At 66.1% G+C, this 16,724-nt stretch carries 16 protein-coding genes; 5 read left to right on the forward strand and 11 right to left on the reverse strand.

Annotated features, from left to right (window positions below; translation table 11 throughout):
* Positions 1 to 160: 160 nt before the first annotated feature.
* The 5 genes from ACFWVD_RS09640 to ACFWVD_RS09660 form a co-directional block, all read right to left on the reverse strand.
* On the reverse strand, positions 161 to 1,768 hold the full coding sequence (locus ACFWVD_RS09640) for an ABC-F family ATP-binding cassette domain-containing protein (protein WP_379241599.1): 1,608 nt from the start codon (positions 1,766 to 1,768) through the stop codon (positions 161 to 163).
* Positions 1,769 to 1,920: 152 nt separating this feature from the next.
* Entirely contained in the window at positions 1,921 to 2,307 is a 387-nt protein-coding gene (locus tag ACFWVD_RS09645; RefSeq protein ID WP_379241600.1) for an HNH endonuclease, read from the reverse strand.
* Between the two features lie 3 nt (positions 2,308 to 2,310).
* Complete coding sequence (arfB, locus tag ACFWVD_RS09650) at positions 2,311 to 2,739, reverse strand: alternative ribosome rescue aminoacyl-tRNA hydrolase ArfB (protein WP_379241601.1); 429 nt, start codon at positions 2,737 to 2,739, stop codon at positions 2,311 to 2,313.
* A 482-nt stretch (positions 2,740 to 3,221) separates the two neighbouring features.
* A complete protein-coding gene (locus ACFWVD_RS09655; RefSeq protein ID WP_379241602.1) occupies positions 3,222 to 4,538 on the reverse strand; it encodes a hypothetical protein in 1,317 nt (438 codons plus the stop codon).
* The gene (locus ACFWVD_RS09660) at positions 4,535 to 5,728 is read right to left on the reverse strand and encodes a hypothetical protein (protein ID WP_379241603.1); all 1,194 of its coding nucleotides are present in this window, start codon (positions 5,726 to 5,728) and stop codon (positions 4,535 to 4,537) included. The genes ACFWVD_RS09655 and ACFWVD_RS09660 overlap by 4 nt, the downstream gene beginning before the upstream one ends.
* Before the next feature lie 196 nt (positions 5,729 to 5,924).
* On the opposite strand from ACFWVD_RS09660, the gene ACFWVD_RS09665 reads away from it, so the two are divergent.
* On the forward strand, positions 5,925 to 7,718 hold the full coding sequence (locus ACFWVD_RS09665; protein ID WP_379241604.1) for an FAD-dependent oxidoreductase: 1,794 nt from the start codon (positions 5,925 to 5,927) through the stop codon (positions 7,716 to 7,718).
* A gap of 2 nt (positions 7,719 to 7,720) precedes the next feature.
* On the opposite strand, the gene ACFWVD_RS09670 is transcribed toward ACFWVD_RS09665, so the two are convergent.
* Positions 7,721 to 8,614, reverse strand: coding sequence for a hypothetical protein (locus tag ACFWVD_RS09670; protein ID WP_379241605.1), 894 nt, complete (start codon positions 8,612 to 8,614; stop codon positions 7,721 to 7,723).
* 89 nt (positions 8,615 to 8,703) lie between these two features.
* Positions 8,704 to 9,855 (reverse strand): AI-2E family transporter, encoded by a 1,152-nt coding sequence (locus ACFWVD_RS09675; protein WP_379241978.1) that lies wholly within the window; start codon positions 9,853 to 9,855, stop codon positions 8,704 to 8,706.
* 81 nt (positions 9,856 to 9,936) lie between these two features.
* Between ACFWVD_RS09675 and ACFWVD_RS09680 the strand changes: the two genes are divergently transcribed.
* Complete coding sequence (locus ACFWVD_RS09680; RefSeq protein WP_379241606.1) at positions 9,937 to 10,497, forward strand: VanZ family protein; 561 nt, start codon at positions 9,937 to 9,939, stop codon at positions 10,495 to 10,497.
* 56 nt (positions 10,498 to 10,553) lie between these two features.
* Positions 10,554 to 11,159 (forward strand): hypothetical protein, encoded by a 606-nt coding sequence (locus ACFWVD_RS09685; RefSeq protein ID WP_379241607.1) that lies wholly within the window; start codon positions 10,554 to 10,556, stop codon positions 11,157 to 11,159.
* Here ACFWVD_RS09685 and ACFWVD_RS09690 read toward each other — a convergent pair.
* Positions 11,111 to 11,398, reverse strand: coding sequence for a hypothetical protein (locus ACFWVD_RS09690; protein WP_379241608.1), 288 nt, complete (start codon positions 11,396 to 11,398; stop codon positions 11,111 to 11,113). The two genes, ACFWVD_RS09685 and ACFWVD_RS09690, sit on opposite strands and share 49 nt — an antisense overlap.
* 375 nt (positions 11,399 to 11,773) lie before the next feature.
* Between ACFWVD_RS09690 and ACFWVD_RS09695 the strand changes: the two genes are divergently transcribed.
* Entirely contained in the window at positions 11,774 to 12,820 is a 1,047-nt protein-coding gene (locus tag ACFWVD_RS09695) for a fatty acid desaturase family protein (RefSeq protein WP_379241609.1), read from the forward strand.
* A gap of 28 nt (positions 12,821 to 12,848) precedes the next feature.
* On the opposite strand, the gene ACFWVD_RS09700 is transcribed toward ACFWVD_RS09695, so the two are convergent.
* Together ACFWVD_RS09700 and ACFWVD_RS09705 are read right to left on the reverse strand one after the other, a co-directional pair.
* On the reverse strand, positions 12,849 to 13,544 hold the full coding sequence (locus ACFWVD_RS09700; RefSeq protein ID WP_379241610.1) for a DUF2993 domain-containing protein: 696 nt from the start codon (positions 13,542 to 13,544) through the stop codon (positions 12,849 to 12,851).
* A gap of 39 nt (positions 13,545 to 13,583) precedes the next feature.
* Positions 13,584 to 14,234 (reverse strand): hypothetical protein, encoded by a 651-nt coding sequence (locus ACFWVD_RS09705; protein WP_379241611.1) that lies wholly within the window; start codon positions 14,232 to 14,234, stop codon positions 13,584 to 13,586.
* Between the two features lie 259 nt (positions 14,235 to 14,493).
* Between ACFWVD_RS09705 and ACFWVD_RS09710 the strand changes: the two genes are divergently transcribed.
* The gene (locus ACFWVD_RS09710; protein WP_379241612.1) at positions 14,494 to 15,642 is read left to right on the forward strand and encodes a metallophosphoesterase; all 1,149 of its coding nucleotides are present in this window, start codon (positions 14,494 to 14,496) and stop codon (positions 15,640 to 15,642) included.
* Between the two features lie 3 nt (positions 15,643 to 15,645).
* Here ACFWVD_RS09710 and ACFWVD_RS09715 read toward each other — a convergent pair whose 3' ends face one another.
* Entirely contained in the window at positions 15,646 to 16,707 is a 1,062-nt protein-coding gene (locus ACFWVD_RS09715) for a PQQ-dependent sugar dehydrogenase (RefSeq protein WP_379241613.1), read from the reverse strand.
* Positions 16,708 to 16,724: the final 17 nt, after the last annotated feature.

Genomic DNA, 16,724 nt, shown 5'->3' on the forward strand with positions numbered 1-16,724 from the left:
AAGGGGTTGGCGTCAGCCTGATCGCAACGCCACTGCGGGCTTGACCGTGCTTCCCCACCGCCGGAAAGTGGCGGTCGAAAAGGGGCCGGAGTCGCCACCGTCGATATCCATACAGGGCGGCGGGGACGGCTGGTTCATGGCCGCAACATTGGTAGGCGATTCACACCGAGGCTGACGCCTGCAAGGCGAGGTGGCTTCCTTCCCAGCGGCTGCGCAGGCGCCGGTCGTGGCTCACGACCACGATGGCTCCGGGGAAGTGCGCGAGGGCGGTTTCCAACTCCTCGACCAGGGCGGGCGACAGGTGGTTGGTGGGCTCGTCGAGCAGCAGTACGTCCACGGGTTCGGTGACCAAGCGTGCCAAAGCGAGGCGCTGGCGCTGGCCGGTGGACAGGTCCTCGACCCGCGTCGTGAACTGGGAGACGTCGAACAGGCCCAGCGAGCGCAGTTGTTCGCCGTGGAATTCGGGGTCGCCGACGCGGTCGCGGGCGAAGGCGACGAACATCATCCGTCCGCGCACGGCGGGCGGTGGTTCCTGCGCGAGGTAGCCGATGGTGCCGGTTCGGGTGACGGTGCCGGTGTCGGGGGTGAGTTCACCGGCCAGCGCGCGCAGCAGGGTGGTCTTGCCGGCGCCGTTCGGGCCGGTGATCAGCAGTCGGTCGCCCGCAGACAGCTTCAGGCTGGTCGGTTCGAGCCTGCCCGCGACGGAGATGTCGGTGGCTTCGACCATGGTGCCCTGTGCGCCCGCGGTCGCCAGGGTGGGCGCGAAGCGCAGGGGTTGCGGCGGTGCGGGCACCGGGTCGGCGAGCAGGCGTCGCAGTCGTTCCTGCGCGTTGCGGACTCGGCTGGCCACTGATTGCTGCACCCGTCCGCCGGCGCGGCTGTAGGCCATTTTGTTGTTGTCGGACATGCCACGGCCGGGTGCGACTCGGCGGGCGGTGGTGTCGGCGGCCTCGCGGTAGCGGTCGGTGTCGGCCAGCCATTGCGCGTGTGCCTGCACCCATCGGGCGCGTTCGGCCTTCTTCTCCGCCAGGAATCCGGGGTAGCCGTCGTTGTAGCGGACGACGCGGCGCCGGTCCGCGTCGACTTCGAGCAGGCTGGTTGTCACTTTTTCGAGGAAGGCCCGGTCGTGGGAGACGGCCACCGTCGTGCCGCGTCGGGCGAGCAGGTGGTCTTCGAGCCAGGTCAGGGCGACGTCGTCGAGGTGGTTGGTCGGTTCGTCCAGCAGCAGCAGTTCCGGCGCCGCCGCCAGCACCGTGGCCAGCCGCAGTCGGACCTGCTCGCCGCCCGACAGCTCACCGATCACCCGGTCGCGATCCACCAGGCCCAAGCCCAGCCCGTGGAACGCCTGTTCCACTCGGGCATCGGCGTCGTAGCCGCCGTGGTGTTCGAAAAGTATTGTCAGCTCACCGTATTCGTCGATTCCGGACTCGTCGCCGTCGGCCATCGCGGCCTCGATGCGGCGCATCTTCGCTTCGACGACGCGCAGCTCGCGCAGGGCTTGGTCGATGAGCTGCTGCACGGTCAGGTGCTGGGGGAGTTGCTCGTCCTGCGCGAGGTAGCCCACGCCGCCGTCGGCCTGGACGACGATCTCGCCGCTGTCGGGTTGCACCCGACCAGCGAACAGCCGCAGCAGGGTGGTCTTGCCGGAACCGTTCTCGCCGATGATGCCGGTGCGTTCGCCGACGTCCAGCGAGCACGTCACATCCGCGAGGACGGGATTGCCGTCGAAGGACTTGCTGACCGACAGCGCGGTGATCTGGGTTGGCATGGCACTCTCCGAAGCATTCGAGGACGACGCGGTCATGGCCGCGGGGTCGGGTGAAAAGCTCGGAAGAATATTCGGGCAACCTCGCTTGGGTACGGCAACTGTCGCTCCACGGTATCAAGCCGACAATGGTGTGATCGCGGCCGCTCTTCAGGTCACTGCGCGAACCGGGCAGTGAGCTCGGTGGAGATCTCGTAGTGGCGGACGAGGAACGAACGCTCGTCCAGCTTCTTGCGTCGCAGCCAGCCGGTCACCTCGGCATTGCACTTGCTGGCATTGCACGACCCGCACGCGGGCACGACATTGCGCAGCGTGTAGCGGCCGCCGCGCGAGATGGCCTGCACGCAGTCCTTCTGCAGCGAACCGGCCGGGGAACCGCAGTAAGCGCACCCGGCCCACGAGGTCTTGAGCGCGTCCCACTGCACGTCGGTGAGGTCGTGGGTGACCTGCGCCATTCGCTTCTTACGCTTGCGCGCGGCGCGAACCTGTTTGCTTCCGCCGGTGGGCACGACAGTGAGAATACGCGCCGTGCCGGTCCACATCGGCTAGTCGTCAGGCGAGGCGCGGCGGTTACGTTTGATCACACCACGCCGCTTCTTCGCGGAAATCCGACGTTCCTTCGAACCACGCGAAGGTTTGGTGGCCCGGCGAACAGCAGGAGGGGCGGCAGCGGCAGCACGCAGCAACGTTGCCAGGCGTTCCCGCGCGGCCGCACGATTCTGCAGCTGCGCGCGCTGCTCCGAGGCTGCGATCGTGATCACCCCGTTGACCAGTCGAGTAGCCAGCCGTTCCAGCATCCGAGCGCGCAACCCTTCCGGCACCGAAGGCGAGTTGGCAAGATCGAACGACAACTCCACCCGACTATCGGTGGTGTTGACATGCTGCCCACCCGGCCCGGACGACCGCGAGAACCGCTCCCGCAACTCGGACCCGGGAATCACCAACCCCCGAGTCACCGTCAGGTCCTCCGCCATGATCCGAAGCCGCTCTTTCCGATCAACGAGTCACCTCGGTCCAGGTGCGACTGAATGGTCACCTTGTCCTTCACGATAACGCCAACGCGCCGGTGACAGCCTTACCGGGCGCTCACCCAACCCGCCTGGTGGACCCATCCCCTCCACGCCGCCGACCTTTGTCAGGGTCGATAACGAGCCGAATACCCTTGTACACCACAGTATTCGGCATTCCATCGTCATTATCCGGGTCCCCGGACTCCGAAGGATCCGGCAACTCCGCCATCTCCTCGACAACAATCTGCGCCCGCGCCGCCCCCGGATCGAACATCTCCTGAAACGGCCCGACAAACGACCCACCCAACCCCCGATGCTTCGCCCGAGCAGCCGCCCACCCGAACAGCACCAACGGGCCGACAGTACCGACCAGCAGCAACAAGTCCCCACCCATGCCCACGAGCGTACCGATGCCTGGCGAACTACTCTCCGGATCAGGCGGCGGTTCAGCGCGACCGATCAGTGAGGTTCTGTTCGAGCAGCAGGGGCTCATCGGTTGACGATTGGCCAACGGACTCGGACAAGAGGTCCGCGATGGTGACCGCCTCCGGCAGAGTCCATGTCGCGGCTTCGTCAGCGAGCAGTTGTTCCCACGACGGCGCTCCGGCTTTTGCTCGTGCCGCGGCGTCGGAGCGGACCTTCAGTGAAAGCATGCCGATCCTCATGAGGACAGGGATGTTGAGATGTCGTGCGGCCACGACGGTTTCGCCGGCGACTGCCGCTGCAGCGGTCTTCGACAAGCTGATCGCTCCGGCTGCGGCATGCGCCGCGAGCAGCATCTCTGTGTGTTTGGCCGCTGCGGCCGTCGCCAGACGTGCGGTGCCGGTGGAACGGTAGGCCCCAAGGTGCGTGTGGGTTCGGATGACGACTTCGGTCGCGAGCATCCCCAGACCAGGTGTCAAAACGCCGGAGCGAAGATTCAGCCCGTCGCCGGAATTCGTTCCGGCGTATGCGTCGTTGGCAAACTTCCGCAGGTCAGGGTTCGACATCTCGGTGAGCAGGGTCCAGCCCGGCAGCGGAAGGTTCATCGGGGTAACGAAGTCGGCAGCCCAGTGCTTCAACAGAAGCGCGACGGCGAGATGAGGCTCGGGCGCTCGAGCGAACGGCAGACCGGAGCGAGTTGTCGCAACCTTCGTGACCATCCGCTGTCCGTCCTGCCACCATGTGCCTTCGAATGTTCCCGTGCGGATCTGATTGAGGGCGGCAAAGAGTCGGCCGACGTCGTGGCCTGCAGACCGGACACGATGTGCCGGGCCGCCGAACTTCGGGCCGGTGTAATCGATGGGAAGACGGGCGGTCTCCTTCTCCCACCGGCGCAGCAGATCGCTCTTCTTCAACAGGGACAAGCCACTGAGTACTGCAGCGTCTACCTGGTCATCGTAGAGGTTCCCGAGTGCGCCGATGAGCCCAGAGATTCCGACGACCACCAAGTCGCTATGTTCCCACCGAAGCCGTTGTGCTGCTCGCCATCCATCGAGCTGCTGCAGCGCGATCGGGTCGAGGATGTCGGCCATCTCGGCCTCGCCCCATCCCTCGACTTCGCGACGCTGCTGATGGTGTGTGGTGAGACCTGAATAGGTGAAACCTGTTTGAGTGCTGGTGATGCGCTGGGTCGCCGCATCGTCGATCGGGCTGTCCGAAAGCGCTGCTGCAGCGATCATTTCGATGTCGTCCAGGTCGCGAGTGAGTGCGTCCAAGTTGCCGACGTAGTCGTCATCGATCGGCGAGCTCCGATCGTCGGGTTTGCCGCTAGCGGTGCTCACGCTGCAATCTCGAGATCGTCCGCGAGAACGGAGACACCTTCGGCAAGGGTCTCCACAGTCTTCTTCTCGCCCTCGAGCTCCTCGAGTTCGGCAAGCAAGGCCTGAAGCTCATCGTTTTCGGGGCCTGTGACACGTTCTTTGAGCCGGTCGGCGACGACCCGGAAGCGCGCGACGCGATCCTCGGCCACCACGCGTTGATCCCTCTCCGCATTCACCTCCGCCTGCTTGATCTCGAGCTGCGCACGAAGAGTTTCGATCCGCTCCGCCAACGTCACGACCGTCTTGCCGAGGTTGGTGACCCTCTCGCGAAGACTGACAATGACCGCTTTGGCCGCTTCTTCGTTGCCGTCGACATCGCGAAGCACAAGTTGGGTCACGACGTGGAGCCGGATCGCGTCGGCTGCGATGCGCGCTGCCGTGAACCCAGCAGCTTTACCAGCAAGCGTGACTGCCCCAACTCCCGCTGCGCCGCTGAATCCGGTGATGAGGGCGGCACCACCTGCCATGCCGAGCCCGCCGGCAGCGATGGAACCGCCGCCGATCGCGGCCAGGCCCGCCGAAGTAGCCACCGCGCCCGAATAGCCGAGAACAAGCGCGCCGTAGGCTCCGGCGATTGCTGGTGCGGCGAGGCCCCCGGTCAAGACGCCGAGCCCGAGGCCGGCACCGGCGAGCAGTGCGTATTTGGTCCAGTTGGTCGCCTTGGACAGCTTCTTGATCGCGTCCTTGTACGCGGTTTCCACAGCTTGGAGGTCTTCGGGATGCAGTTGATCCATCGACCCGTGAGCGGCGACGAGAGCTTCGGCTCGGACGGCCTTGTCCCACTTGCCCTCCACCCACGGCTCGAAGCCATACAAGTCGATGAGCAGAAGCAGTGCTCGAGACCTTCTCGTCACGACCGAAGACACCTCGGGCCCAGCGGATTCGAGCGCTTCGAGATTCGGAGACTCACCATCCGCGGCGATCTGGTCGACAACCTCGGCAACAGCGGGTGACCAGTCGAATTGGTTGCGGGCCACAATGGCCGCAACTGCGTTGTCCCGAAAGCAGTTACGGACTTCGCGCTTGGACGGAAGAAACTTGCCCTTCGACGCGGCGATGTCGCGCTGCATCATCCGGTACTGCCATGCCGTGAGAACAAAGTCCTCATCGGGGGAAAGTTCGAGCTTCTTCTGTACCTGCACTGCGTCCATGCGCGTGACAGTAGCGCCAAGGTCCGACAGGAAATGGCGATCTGAACGAACGGGGGTCGAGCGCCATCCCGTGGTTCGGTCGGAGCAGTCCGATTGCATTGTGTTCGTGAGAGATTCGTAGAAATGTCTCTCACGTGGGGGTGAACCTGTGTCAGCATGTGACGATCGTGATCGTCGCAGTGAACAGAGTCGATGGATGGCAGCTCGCCAGAACACTTTCCAGGTCAATAGACGTGCGTTGCTGCGTGGTGCGGCCGCGATGGCGGCGGGTGTCGGGATGGCAGGCCCGGCGCACGCGAGTCCGCGCAGGCGCGATAGCCCGGCAGGTAATTCCGTTGCGATTTTCGGGGCCGGGATCGGGGGATTGACTGCCGCGCACGAACTTGCCGAACGTGGTTTCGCGGTGACGGTTTACGACCGGAAGGAGCTGGGCGGGAAGTCGCGCACGATTCCGATGGTCGGCACGGGAGTCGGTGGGCGGGCGGCTTTGCCGGGTGAACATGGTGCGCGTGGGTTCACCTCGTTCTATCACCACGTGCACGACACGATGCGTCGCATCCCGGTTCCTGGCACGCGAAAGACCGTGTACGACAACCTGGTTCCGTTCTCGGTCACCGATCCGCGTTACCCGCGTGCGGGAAACCTGCCCGATGGCTTCCCGTTGATGTTCGGCTTCTACTTCGACCCAGAGGAAGCGCTCACACCTGTTGGGCTGCAACGGATTCTGACCGAGGTGTTCATGAAGAACAACCTCATTCCGTTGCCCGAAGCCATTCATATGGCGGGTCGGGTGGTCACCTATCTGACCTCGAGCGAACAACGTCGCTTCGGACAGTGGGAGCACGTGAGCTGGTGGGACTTCATCGGCGCGGGCAGTAGATCAGCGCAGTTCCAGGCCCTGGCCGCGACCGGCCTGACCCGGGCGCTGGTGGCGGCCAAGGAATACCTGGCCAGCACCCGCACCATGGGCAACATGATGGAGGGGTTCTTCATCGCGCTCATGCGCGAGCTGACCGGCGGGCCGAAGGTCTACGAGGTGCTCAACGGGCCGACCAACGAGACCTGGCTGGATCCATGGATCACGCTGCTCGAGAGCATGGGCGTGCAGTTTCGGCCGGGCGAGGCGCTCGAGGAACTCCTGGTCACCGACGGGCGTATCGGTGGCGCTCGAATTCGGCGCGCGACCGGCGGCTCCGCGCATGTCGAGGCCGACTGGTACGTGTGCGCGGTGCCCACCGACCGGGCGCGAGCGCTGTGGACACCGGAACTGCGGGAACTGGACCCGGCGCTGGGCCGGATGGACGCGCTGAACCTGGACTGGATGAACGGCCTGCAGATGTTCGTCAGCGAGAAACTCGACCTCGGCAAGGGGTACAACATCTACCTCGACGCGCCGTGGCGGCTGACCTCGTACACCCAGCGCGCGTTCTGGGACGTCGACTACTCCGCCGTCTACGGTGACGGCGCGATCGCCGACGGACTCACCATCGACATCGCCGACTGGGACACCCCGGGCATCCTGTTCGGCAAGCCCGCCAAGCAGTGCACGCACGAGCAGATCTACCAGGAGACGTGGGCGCAGATGACCGCCGCTCTCAACGACGACGGCCGAATCCAGTTGCCCGACGGCGTCGTTCGGGAATGGATGCTCGATCCCGGCATCGTGTGGAACGGGTACGAGAACACCAATGATGAACCGCTGCTGGTGAATACGATCGGCTCGTGGGACAACCGGCCCACCGCACAGACCCGCGTCCCGAACCTGTTCCTGGCCGCTGACTACGTGCAGACCAACTTCGACCTGGCCACCATGGAGGGTGCCAACGAAGCCGGGCGCACGGCCGCGAACGCGCTGCTCGCGGCGGCGGGGTCCCCGGCGACTCCCGCCCAGCTGTTCACCAGGGAGTCGATTCCGGCGTTCGAACCGCTACGGCAGGCCGACGCCGCGCGTTTTCGGGCGGGGCAGCCGAATTTGTTCGATCTGGGCTAGGTCTATGCGCGCGGGCCGAAGAACTCGGCGCGGGCGGCGTTGATGCGGGCTTGGGCTGCTGCGGCGCCTTGGAAACTGACCACGGCTGATCCGCCGCCGGCGATGCCAAGGGCGAGTAGGCCGCCGAGCACCGAGAGGAGGTCGGGCTCGGGGAGGATGCCGGTGTCGCTGGTGGGTACGACCTGGTGGGAGGGGGTAGGCGTGCCGCCAGCGGGTGCGGGTGCGGCGGGTGGGTTGCCAGGTGTTGCTGGGGGCGCGGGGGACTGTCCGGTTCCGTCGGGAGCGGATTCGGCGGGCGGGGCGACGGGAGGAGCGCCACCGCCACCGCCACCGCCACCGTCGGGTGAGGCGTTGCCCGGTGCTTCGCCGGGTGCTGGCGGGGCGGGTTGGGGAGCCTGCGGGGCGGGTGGTGAGGGCGCGGGAGGTTCGCCGGGGGATCCGGGTGCGGGTTCTGGGTCAGGTGCCTGTGGGCCGGGCGGACTGCCGGGGTTCGGGTTGTTGCCCTGATTGCCGCCGCCGTTGCCTTGATTGCCATTTCCGTTGCCGGGGTTTTGGTTGCCGTTGTTGCCTTGGTTACCGCCGCCGTTGCCTTGGTTGCCGTTCCCGTTGCCGGGGTTTTGGTTGCCGTTGTTGCCTTGGTTACCGCCGCCGTTGCCTTGGTTGCCATTGCCGTTGCCGGGGTTCTGATTGCCGTTCCCGTTGTTGCCCTGGTTACCGCCACCATTGCCCTGGTTGCCGTTGCCGTTCCCAGGGTTCCCATTCCCATGGTCTCCCGGCGCCGCCACGAACTCAGTGACCTCACCAGGCACGACGCCCGGCTGAGCGCCAGCGACGCCGCCATATCCGAGCAACCCGAGGACCCCGACGGCCCCGGCCACCGCAGCTGTTCGTCTCATCCGACCAGCTGTCACGTGCCCTCCGCCCTGCCCTCGGTATCCCAGTTCACACTAATGCGGTCGGATCCGGCCCCGCCGGCGTTACGCCGTCACCGTGCATCCGGCTCCGGCACCGCACCAGGATCAGCGTCCGCTGCCTCGTCCACTTCCGGTTCGGTAGCCGCGTCGATCTGCTCACCGCAGTACCGAACGACCACCGCAACCATCGCAACCACCGGCACCGCGAGGAAAGCGCCGGTGATGCCGTACAGCGACCCGCCCGCGGTCACCGCGAGCAGCACGACCACCGCGTGCAATTCCATGCTGCGACTCTGCAGAACAGGCTGCAGCACATTGCCTTCCAACTGCTGCACCGCCAACACCACGCACAGCACGATCAGCGCGGTGGTGAACCCGTTGCCGACCAACGCGACCAGCACAGCGAGTGCGCCCGCCACGAACGCGCCGACCATCGGCACGAACCCACCGACGAACGTGATCACCGAAAGCACCAGTGCTAGCGGCACATCGAGGATGAACAGTGCCGAGCCGATGAGTACCGCGTCGACCATGCTGACGATCGCCTGCGTACGGATGAACCCGCCCAGCGTGGCCCAGACCCGTTCCAGCACGGTTTCGATGTGACGGCCGCTCGGATTGCCGAAGACCCGGCCGATCCACGGCAGCAACCGGGTGCCGTCTTTGAGGAAGAAGAACACCAGCACCAACAGCAGGAACACGGTGATCAGCACCGAGGTGGCGGTGGAGACGCCGCTGAACACGCCGTTGGCGATCTGCGCGCCGCTGGACTGCAGTCGCGCCACGATCGCGTCGACCGCGGAGTCGAGCTGTTCGTCGCGAATATTGAGCGGCGGTCCCTGGATCCAGTCGCGGATCTGGTTGACGCCGTCGGTGGACTTGTCGGCGAGTTCGGGTGCCTGATCGGCCACCGAGGGCACGATCAGCGCGATGACCCCGCCCAGCAGCCCGAGGAATCCCACCAGGGTGATCGTCGCGGCCAGCGCGGGCGGTACCTTGCGTCCGGTCAGCCAGCGGGTCAGCGGCCACAGAATTGTGGTCACCACGACGGCCAGCGCGACGGGCAGGATGATCACCCACAGCTGGCCGATGATCGTGCCGAGCACCCACGCGCCCGCCGCGATCGCCACGATGCACAGCGACCATTTGGCCAGCCATAGGACCCCGCCGCCGATCACGTCCCCTCGGTCGCGTCGCGGTTCGGTCTTCGATTGCGTCCCCATGGGTTTGTTCACCGGCTCGCTCACGTCGCCAGTCTGGCACGCCGGTCGCCGGATCTCACGGCAGCGACGTAAGTTTCGTGCATGGGGCACGTGTGGCAGGCCTGGGGGCCGGTGTTGGTGGTGTGGGGGATCGGGGTCGCGATGCTTCCCGTGATCGTGGGGTTGCTGGTGTGGTGGAGATTGCGCGTGGGCGTGCCGCGACCAATTGCGTTGCGGCACAGCCTGACCGAAATGGGCATTGTCGCGGGCACGCTGCCGTGGGTCTGGATGATCCTGACACCGACCGGTGGCACCCGCGCGGTCAGCGCGATCCCGCTGCACGATCTGACCGCGACGGTGGGCGCGTTGTCGTTCGACACGGTGGTGCAGATCGGCGCGAATCTAGCGATCTTCTTCCCGCTGGGATTCCTGCTTCCGCTGCGCTGTCCTCGCTTCACCGGGGTGTGGCGAATGTTCGCGCTGGGCGCGGCGCTGTCGGCGACCCTGGAAATCGCTCAGTTCGTCCTGGATATCGGACGGGTGTCGTCGGTCGACGACGTGCTGATGAACGCCGCCGGTGCCGGACTCGGCGCGTACCTGCTCGCGAGAGTCAGAAACAGCCGCGATCACAACACAGGGTGCGATTGCGTTATCGGTGCGTAGGCGGTCGAACTGGGGGTATGCGCCTGATACTTCGGTTGTCGATGTAGGGAGACGTCATGGTGGACGCAGGCGAGAAAGTGCGCGGTGGACGGTTGCGTATTCCCCGCAGCCGGGGTGCGCTGGGCGGGCTGGCGGTGTTGCTGCTGGGAATCTGGGGCGCGCTGATCCCGTTCCTCGGCCCGTATTTCGACTTCGCGTACACCCCTGACCGGGCGTGGGCGTGGTCGGCGGCGCGTGGCTGGTTGCAGGTGTTGCCGGGCGTGGTCGCGATCGTCGGTGGTTTGCTCATGCTGATGAGCCGCAACCGGTTGGTGGCCAGCTTCGGTGGCTGGTTGTCGGTGGCGGCGGGTGCGTGGTTCGTGATCGGGCCGTTCCTGGCCGCGTCACTGAGCCTGGGCGCCGTGGGTGAACCGGTTGCCACCACGGATCTGAAGCGCGCGCTACTGCAGCTGACGTACTTCTACGGCCTCGGCGCGCTGATCTTGTTCTTCGCCGCGACCTCGCTGGGCCGCCTGTCGGTGCGCAGCGCCCGTGACATCAGGTTCGCCGAACGTGCGCGCGCTGACGATCACCACCGTGTGGTCGAGGACGACGTGGTTCCCGCCGACGGCGCTCAGGCTACGACGCGCCCGCCGCTGGATGTCCAGAAACGACCGGTCTGACCGCGCCGTTTGACGGTGACCATGGTGTCGGCGCTGGGAAAATCGAGCACGCGCAGCCGCCCGGTCACCAGGTCGACCGTGTCGGCGACCACGCGACCCGCGCGGCGCGCGTCGTCGGCGAAACTGGTGCTGACCACCCGGTAGCTACGCTTGGGCGTGACCACCACATCGCCGGGTTGCAGCGCCCCCACCTCGGTGGATGGCTCGGTGGCGACCGTGGTCGGGGCTGGTCTTCGCATGAGCTCGATCAGTTTCAGCAACCTGTACTCCACACTGTGAAACGCCCGCTAAGACGTCCCGTTCGCCGGATTCGCGAACGGTATCGAAGTCTTTTTACCCACCGGCGTCACTGTTGAACCCCTAGATCTCGAGAACATGCGCGCCGGGGGCAGTCGATGTGTGATTGCTCTCGAGAGGCGGCATAACCGAGCATTTGCCTCGGTGACCCCGTCGTGCAGTCCGACAACCAGCCCTCAGATATCAACCCGCAGTCCGATTCGATCCCCTACCAAGGGATTACGGCCGACGAGAATTCCGTCGATAGCTTCGGAGTATCGAAATCGGCGCCCCAGGCAAGCGGCGGGCGTCGCCGACTCACGCTCTGAGGACGATCTATGACTGCTCTGATTCCCGAGTCGACCCCACGGCAGGCGCGGCGTGGCGCCGACGGTGATTACGCCCGTCTCTTGCGCCGAATCTCCGACGCCGGGCTGATGGACCGCCGTCCCCGCTATTACGCCGCGCGACTCAGCCTCGTCGGGGGAGCGTTCGCGGCGGGTTGGGCGGCGTTCTTCCTCATCGGCGATTCGTGGTGGACGTTGCTGGTCGCGGCCTTCATGGCGGTGACCTTCGCCCAAGTCGCCCTCGTCATGCACGACGTCGCGCACCGCCAGGTCTTCCGACTGCGCCGACCGACCGAGCTGGTGGGCCGCCTGTTCGGCAATGCCGGTATCGGCCTCGGGTACGGCTGGTGGCAGGACAAACACACCCGCCATCACGCCAATCCGAACCACGAGGAACTGGACCCCGACGTCGCGCCCGACATTCTGGTCTGGTCGCAGCGGCAGGCGCGGTCCAGCCGTGGTCTGGTGCGGCTGGTGGGGCGGGCGCAGGCGTTCCTGTTCTTCCCGCTGCTGCTGCTCGAGGGTTTCAACCTGCATCTGGCCGGTGTGCGTGCGCTGCGCAATCAATCGGTCAAACGGCGCGGTGTGGAAGGTGCGCTGTTGTTCGGGCACTTCGCCCTCTATCTGACCGCGCTGTTCGCGGTGCTGCCCGCGGACAAGGCGTTCGCGTTCATCGCCGTCCACCAGGGCCTGTTCGGCCTCTACATGGGTTGCATCTTCGCCCCGAACCACAAGGGCATGCCGACGCTGACCGGCGATGATCGACCCGACTACCTCCGTCGCCAGGTCCTGACTTCCCGCAATGTGCGCGGCGGCGCGTTCACCGACATCGCCCTCGGCGGTCTCAACTATCAGATCGAGCACCACCTGTTCCCGAGCATGCCGACGCCGAACCTGCGTCACGCCCAGGTGATCGTGCGCGACTACTGCGCCGAAATCGGCGTGCCTTATCACGAGACCGGCCTGATCGCCTCGTACCGCGAGGCACTGACGCACCTGCACCAAGTTGGCGCGCCCTTGCGACACTCTGAGCGCTAATCCCGCAGTGCAACAACATAATTCACGCTTACGGCAAGCTGTCGAACCGGACGTTGTGGGCCACAGCAGTAACGTGCAGCCCGTCAGCGCCCGGTTGGATGGCGGTCAGCCGGGCGCCCAGTGGCAGCCGTTGCAGCGGGACGACGAAGGTCAGGGCGCTTTGCAGCATGGTCAGCGAAATCGTCGGCCCACCGGCCGCGGGTTGGACCGAGACCGGAGTGACCTCGATACCCTGCTCGACCGGCGCGACGGTGACGAACACCGTCGCGGGCACATGCAGCCCCGCCACCGAGAAAGTGCCGGTCGCGCGCAGACCGTCGGGGCTGTCGGAGATCGATTCGACCCCGTCGGGCGCGAAGCTCCGCACGACGTCATAGGGCACCACCGCCGTCGCGGTCGCCGTACCCGCGACGAGATTCGACGTGCGATTGTCGATGATGTCGGCCAACGGCGCCGACACATCGTTCAACGCAATGTTGAGGTCGTGGACGGACAAGCCCTCGCCACTCCAGTCGCCGACCCGGATGTCGATGTGGCGATAGTTGCCGTCCACGGCCTGGGTCAGGAACGGAATCCCGCGGATTACGACGTCGGGTTGGTGGGGGAGGTGGTATTCGGCGGCGATCTTGCGGGCGATCTCGTTCTGCGCCACCCCGACCGCGACCCGATCGCCCACGACCAGCGCGATCGCGAGCACGATGAGCAGAATCAGCAGTGCGCGCATACGTTCACCCTCTCGGCCATCCCACCATCATGCGGTGGATCAGTGCCGGGTGGTGTTATTCCACAGCTGTGCCGCGAGCCAGAAGGTCGCCGCTGCCACCATCGCGCCCCAGGCGATCCGGCCGATCTGCGGCAGGAAGAATTGCGGCAGCATCGTGACCAGCAGCGCCGCGAGCGGGACGCCACTCCAACGATCGAGCGTGCCCGAACGCCACACCGCCACCGCAGCCAGGACCGCGGCGACCGCGATCAGTGTCAGGCCGAGCGCGAACACGGTCATCGCGGTCGCGTCGTACCGGAAGGCGTTGCCGACCTCGGTGAGCGTGGCGTCGCCGTCGGCTACCGCCCGCCGACCGATCGCTGCCAGGCCATAAGTCTCCGCGCCGTAGTACGAGATCGTCAGCGCAGACCCGATGTAGCCGATTGTGGTGGCCTTCGCGGCCGTGGCCTCGTTGCGGGTGCCCGCGAGATGGTCGCGCAGTGCGCTGTATCCGAGCGGGATGAGGACGAGTCCGATGATCGCGGCCAGATGGGCCAGCGACCAGCCGGTGCTCGCCCATGACTGGGCGCTTTCGAGCGTGGTCTGGTCGGCGACGCGCGGGGCGGCGACCTCGTAGATCACGAACAGGACCCCCGCGAGTGCGAAGGCGACGGCGCCCATGCGGCTTCGGAGACGAGCGGGTGAGGACATGATGCTCCTTCGATCCGCACCGTTCATTTACGAGAGCGGTGCTCTTTTATTGCTTGGAGCAATGGTCGCACGCCTGCGCGGGCAAAGCAAGAGCAGTGCTCTTGTTTGTTGGGGAGGTGGGAGGAATCAGAGATCGCCGGTGCGACGAACGGATCCGCTGAGACCGTGATCGCGATGGCCGGACACAGGACGCCGCCGAAGCCCGCGAACCCGAGCTGGAATGATCGGGGGCAGTGCCGCTCGACCGGGGTGGCCCTGTGTGGGACGGGAACTCGTGGGCACCGCTGTACTTCTGATATCGATCGTGCTGGTCCTGGCAGTGATGTTCGCGGTGCCGTGGTGGGTGTTGGTCGCGGGGCCGACCGGGCGCAGCGGGACCGCGTATCGGATCGGCACGGGGGCATGTGTTGTCGGGTATGTGTGTGTCCCTGTCGCCATGGTCCTCGGGCACGGGCCGCCGCAGTTCGATCCCGCGGCGATCGTCGGTGACGTCGCGCTCGGGGTGTTGTGGGTGGTTTTCGTCTGGTCGTTGATCGGGCTGGTGGTGCGGGGCGGGCTCGGTGTCGCGGGGGTTAAAGGGTTGCGGACCACCCGGGGTGTGGCGGTGGCCGTGGTGGTTGTCTCGTTGGGGCTCAGCGTGTTCGGGGTGTACGAGGCGCGGCGGATCCCGCAGGTGCGCACCGTCGATATCGCGATTCCGGGGCTGGCCGACGGGCTCGACGGGTTGCGTGTGGTGGTCATCACCGACACCCACTTCGCGGCATTGGATCGCGAGCAATGGTCGAAGGGAGTTGTCGACAGGGTCAATGCGCAGCGGCCCGATATCGTCGGTCTGGCAGGCGATCTCGTCGATGGTTCGGTCCACAAGCGTCGCGATCAGGTCGCGCCGCTCGCGGGGGTCGAAGCGCCGCTGGGCCGTTTCTACATCACCGGTAACCACGAGTACCTCGACGACGCGCAGAGCTGGATCGACTACATGGCGTCCATCGGCTGGCAGCCGCTGCACAACGCGCACCGAACCGTCGATCGCGACGGTGACCGACTGGTCGTGGCCGGTATCGACGACCCGGCGGGCGCCGACGTGGCCGGTCACGGCCCCGACCTGCCCGCCGCGCTCGCGGGCACCGACCCCGCGCTGCCGGTGGTTCTGCTGGCGCACCAACCGAAACAGGTCGCCGACAGTTCCGCGGCCGGGGTGGAACTGCAGATCTCCGGGCACACGCACGGCGGTCAGATCTGGCCGTTCCACTATCTGGTCCGCCTCGATCAGCCGGTGGTCCAGGGTTTGAGCAAGCACGCCGACAACACTCAGCTCTACACCAGTCGCGGTACCGGCTACTGGGGGCCGCCGATGCGGGTCTTCGCACCCAGTGAGATCACTGTGCTGGTGCTGCACCCGCAGCGCTGAACCTCACCTGTCGATCGGCAGGCGCACGATCCGGTCGTCCCCGGCGGCCGGATCGCCGCGCCCGTCGGTGTTGTTGGTCAGCAACCACAGGGAACTGTCGGGGGCGACGGCGACATCGCGCAGACGCCCGTACTCGCCGACCAGATGCTCGGTCGAGTGGGTGAGGTTGTCGAGCGGGATCTGACGCAGTCGCTCGCCGCGCAGGTTCGCGATGTAGACCGATCCGTCGATGATCGTCATGCCACTGGGACTGGCCTCGGACGGTTTCCACTGTTGAACGGGGTCGATGAAACCCGCGCGCCCGGCGAGACCTTCGACCTCGGGCCAACCGTAGTTGCCGCCGGGTTGGATGAGATTCAGTTCGTCCCAAGTGTTTTGACCGAATTCGCTGGCGAACATCCGGCCGTCGGGAGCCCACGTGATGCCCTGCGGGTTGCGGTGACCGTAGCTGTAGACCAGCGAGCCGGGGATGGGATTGTCGGCAGGGGCTTTTCCGTCCGGGGTCATTCGCAGGATCTTTCCGGCGAAGGCGGCGCGATCCTGGGCGGCTGCGCGGTTGCCCGCATCGCCGACTGTCGCGTACAGCATCCCGTCGGGACCGAATGCGATCCGACCGCCGTTGTGATTGGTCGCGGCAGGCAGCCCGGTGAGAATTGTTGTCCCGCTGCCGAGTTGGAGGCTGCCCGGTACTCCGGTGAGGTCGAAGCGCTCGATGCGATTGTCGTCGGCGGCGGTGTAGTAGGCGAACAGTTGTCCATCGCGCACAGCGATTCCGAGCAGTCCACCCTCACCTACCGCTTGGACACCATCGATGACGCCCACCTCGTGTTGCGTTCCGCCGGAACCGATTTCGAGGATCCGCCCGCTGTCCCGCTCGCTCACCAGCGCGGTCGCGCCGTGGAAGGCGATCGACCACGGCGCCTCGAGCCCATCGGTGACAGTGGAGTTGACGCCCGACGAACCGGTCCGGGTGGTCGACAGCTGCGAGCCGTCCTCCGGACCGGCAGTGCACGCGCACACCACACCGACAGCCACGACGAGAAACGCTGTTCTGCGGAACTCCATACCTTCGAGAGTAAGCG

Source organism: Nocardia sp. NPDC058666, from assembly GCF_042714895.1.
Classification (GTDB): domain Bacteria; phylum Actinomycetota; class Actinomycetes; order Mycobacteriales; family Mycobacteriaceae; genus Nocardia.

Coding starts and splice junctions, on each gene's coding strand:
- ACFWVD_RS09670 (WP_379241605.1), bottom strand. CDS start 8,614: ATGAGACGAACAGCTGCGGTGGCCGGGGCCGTCGGGGTCCTCGGGTTG.
- ACFWVD_RS09705 (WP_379241611.1), bottom strand. CDS start 14,234: ATGTCCTCACCCGCTCGTCTCCGAAGCCGCATGGGCGCCGTCGCCTTC.
- ACFWVD_RS09690 (WP_379241608.1), bottom strand. CDS start 11,398: ATGCGAAGACCAGCCCCGACCACGGTCGCCACCGAGCCATCCACCGAG.
- ACFWVD_RS09695 (WP_379241609.1), top strand. CDS start 11,774: ATGACTGCTCTGATTCCCGAGTCGACCCCACGGCAGGCGCGGCGTGGC.
- ACFWVD_RS09660 (WP_379241603.1), bottom strand. CDS start 5,728: ATGGACGCAGTGCAGGTACAGAAGAAGCTCGAACTTTCCCCCGATGAG.
- ACFWVD_RS09645 (WP_379241600.1), bottom strand. CDS start 2,307: ATGTGGACCGGCACGGCGCGTATTCTCACTGTCGTGCCCACCGGCGGA.
- ACFWVD_RS09665 (WP_379241604.1), top strand. CDS start 5,925: ATGGCAGCTCGCCAGAACACTTTCCAGGTCAATAGACGTGCGTTGCTG.
- ACFWVD_RS09715 (WP_379241613.1), bottom strand. CDS start 16,707: ATGGAGTTCCGCAGAACAGCGTTTCTCGTCGTGGCTGTCGGTGTGGTG.
- ACFWVD_RS09675 (WP_379241978.1), bottom strand. CDS start 9,855: ATGGGGACGCAATCGAAGACCGAACCGCGACGCGACCGAGGGGACGTG.
- ACFWVD_RS09700 (WP_379241610.1), bottom strand. CDS start 13,544: ATGCGCGCACTGCTGATTCTGCTCATCGTGCTCGCGATCGCGCTGGTC.
- ACFWVD_RS09640 (WP_379241599.1), bottom strand. CDS start 1,768: ATGCCAACCCAGATCACCGCGCTGTCGGTCAGCAAGTCCTTCGACGGC.
- ACFWVD_RS09680 (WP_379241606.1), top strand. CDS start 9,937: ATGGGGCACGTGTGGCAGGCCTGGGGGCCGGTGTTGGTGGTGTGGGGG.
- arfB (WP_379241601.1), bottom strand. CDS start 2,739: ATGGCGGAGGACCTGACGGTGACTCGGGGGTTGGTGATTCCCGGGTCC.
- ACFWVD_RS09685 (WP_379241607.1), top strand. CDS start 10,554: ATGGTGGACGCAGGCGAGAAAGTGCGCGGTGGACGGTTGCGTATTCCC.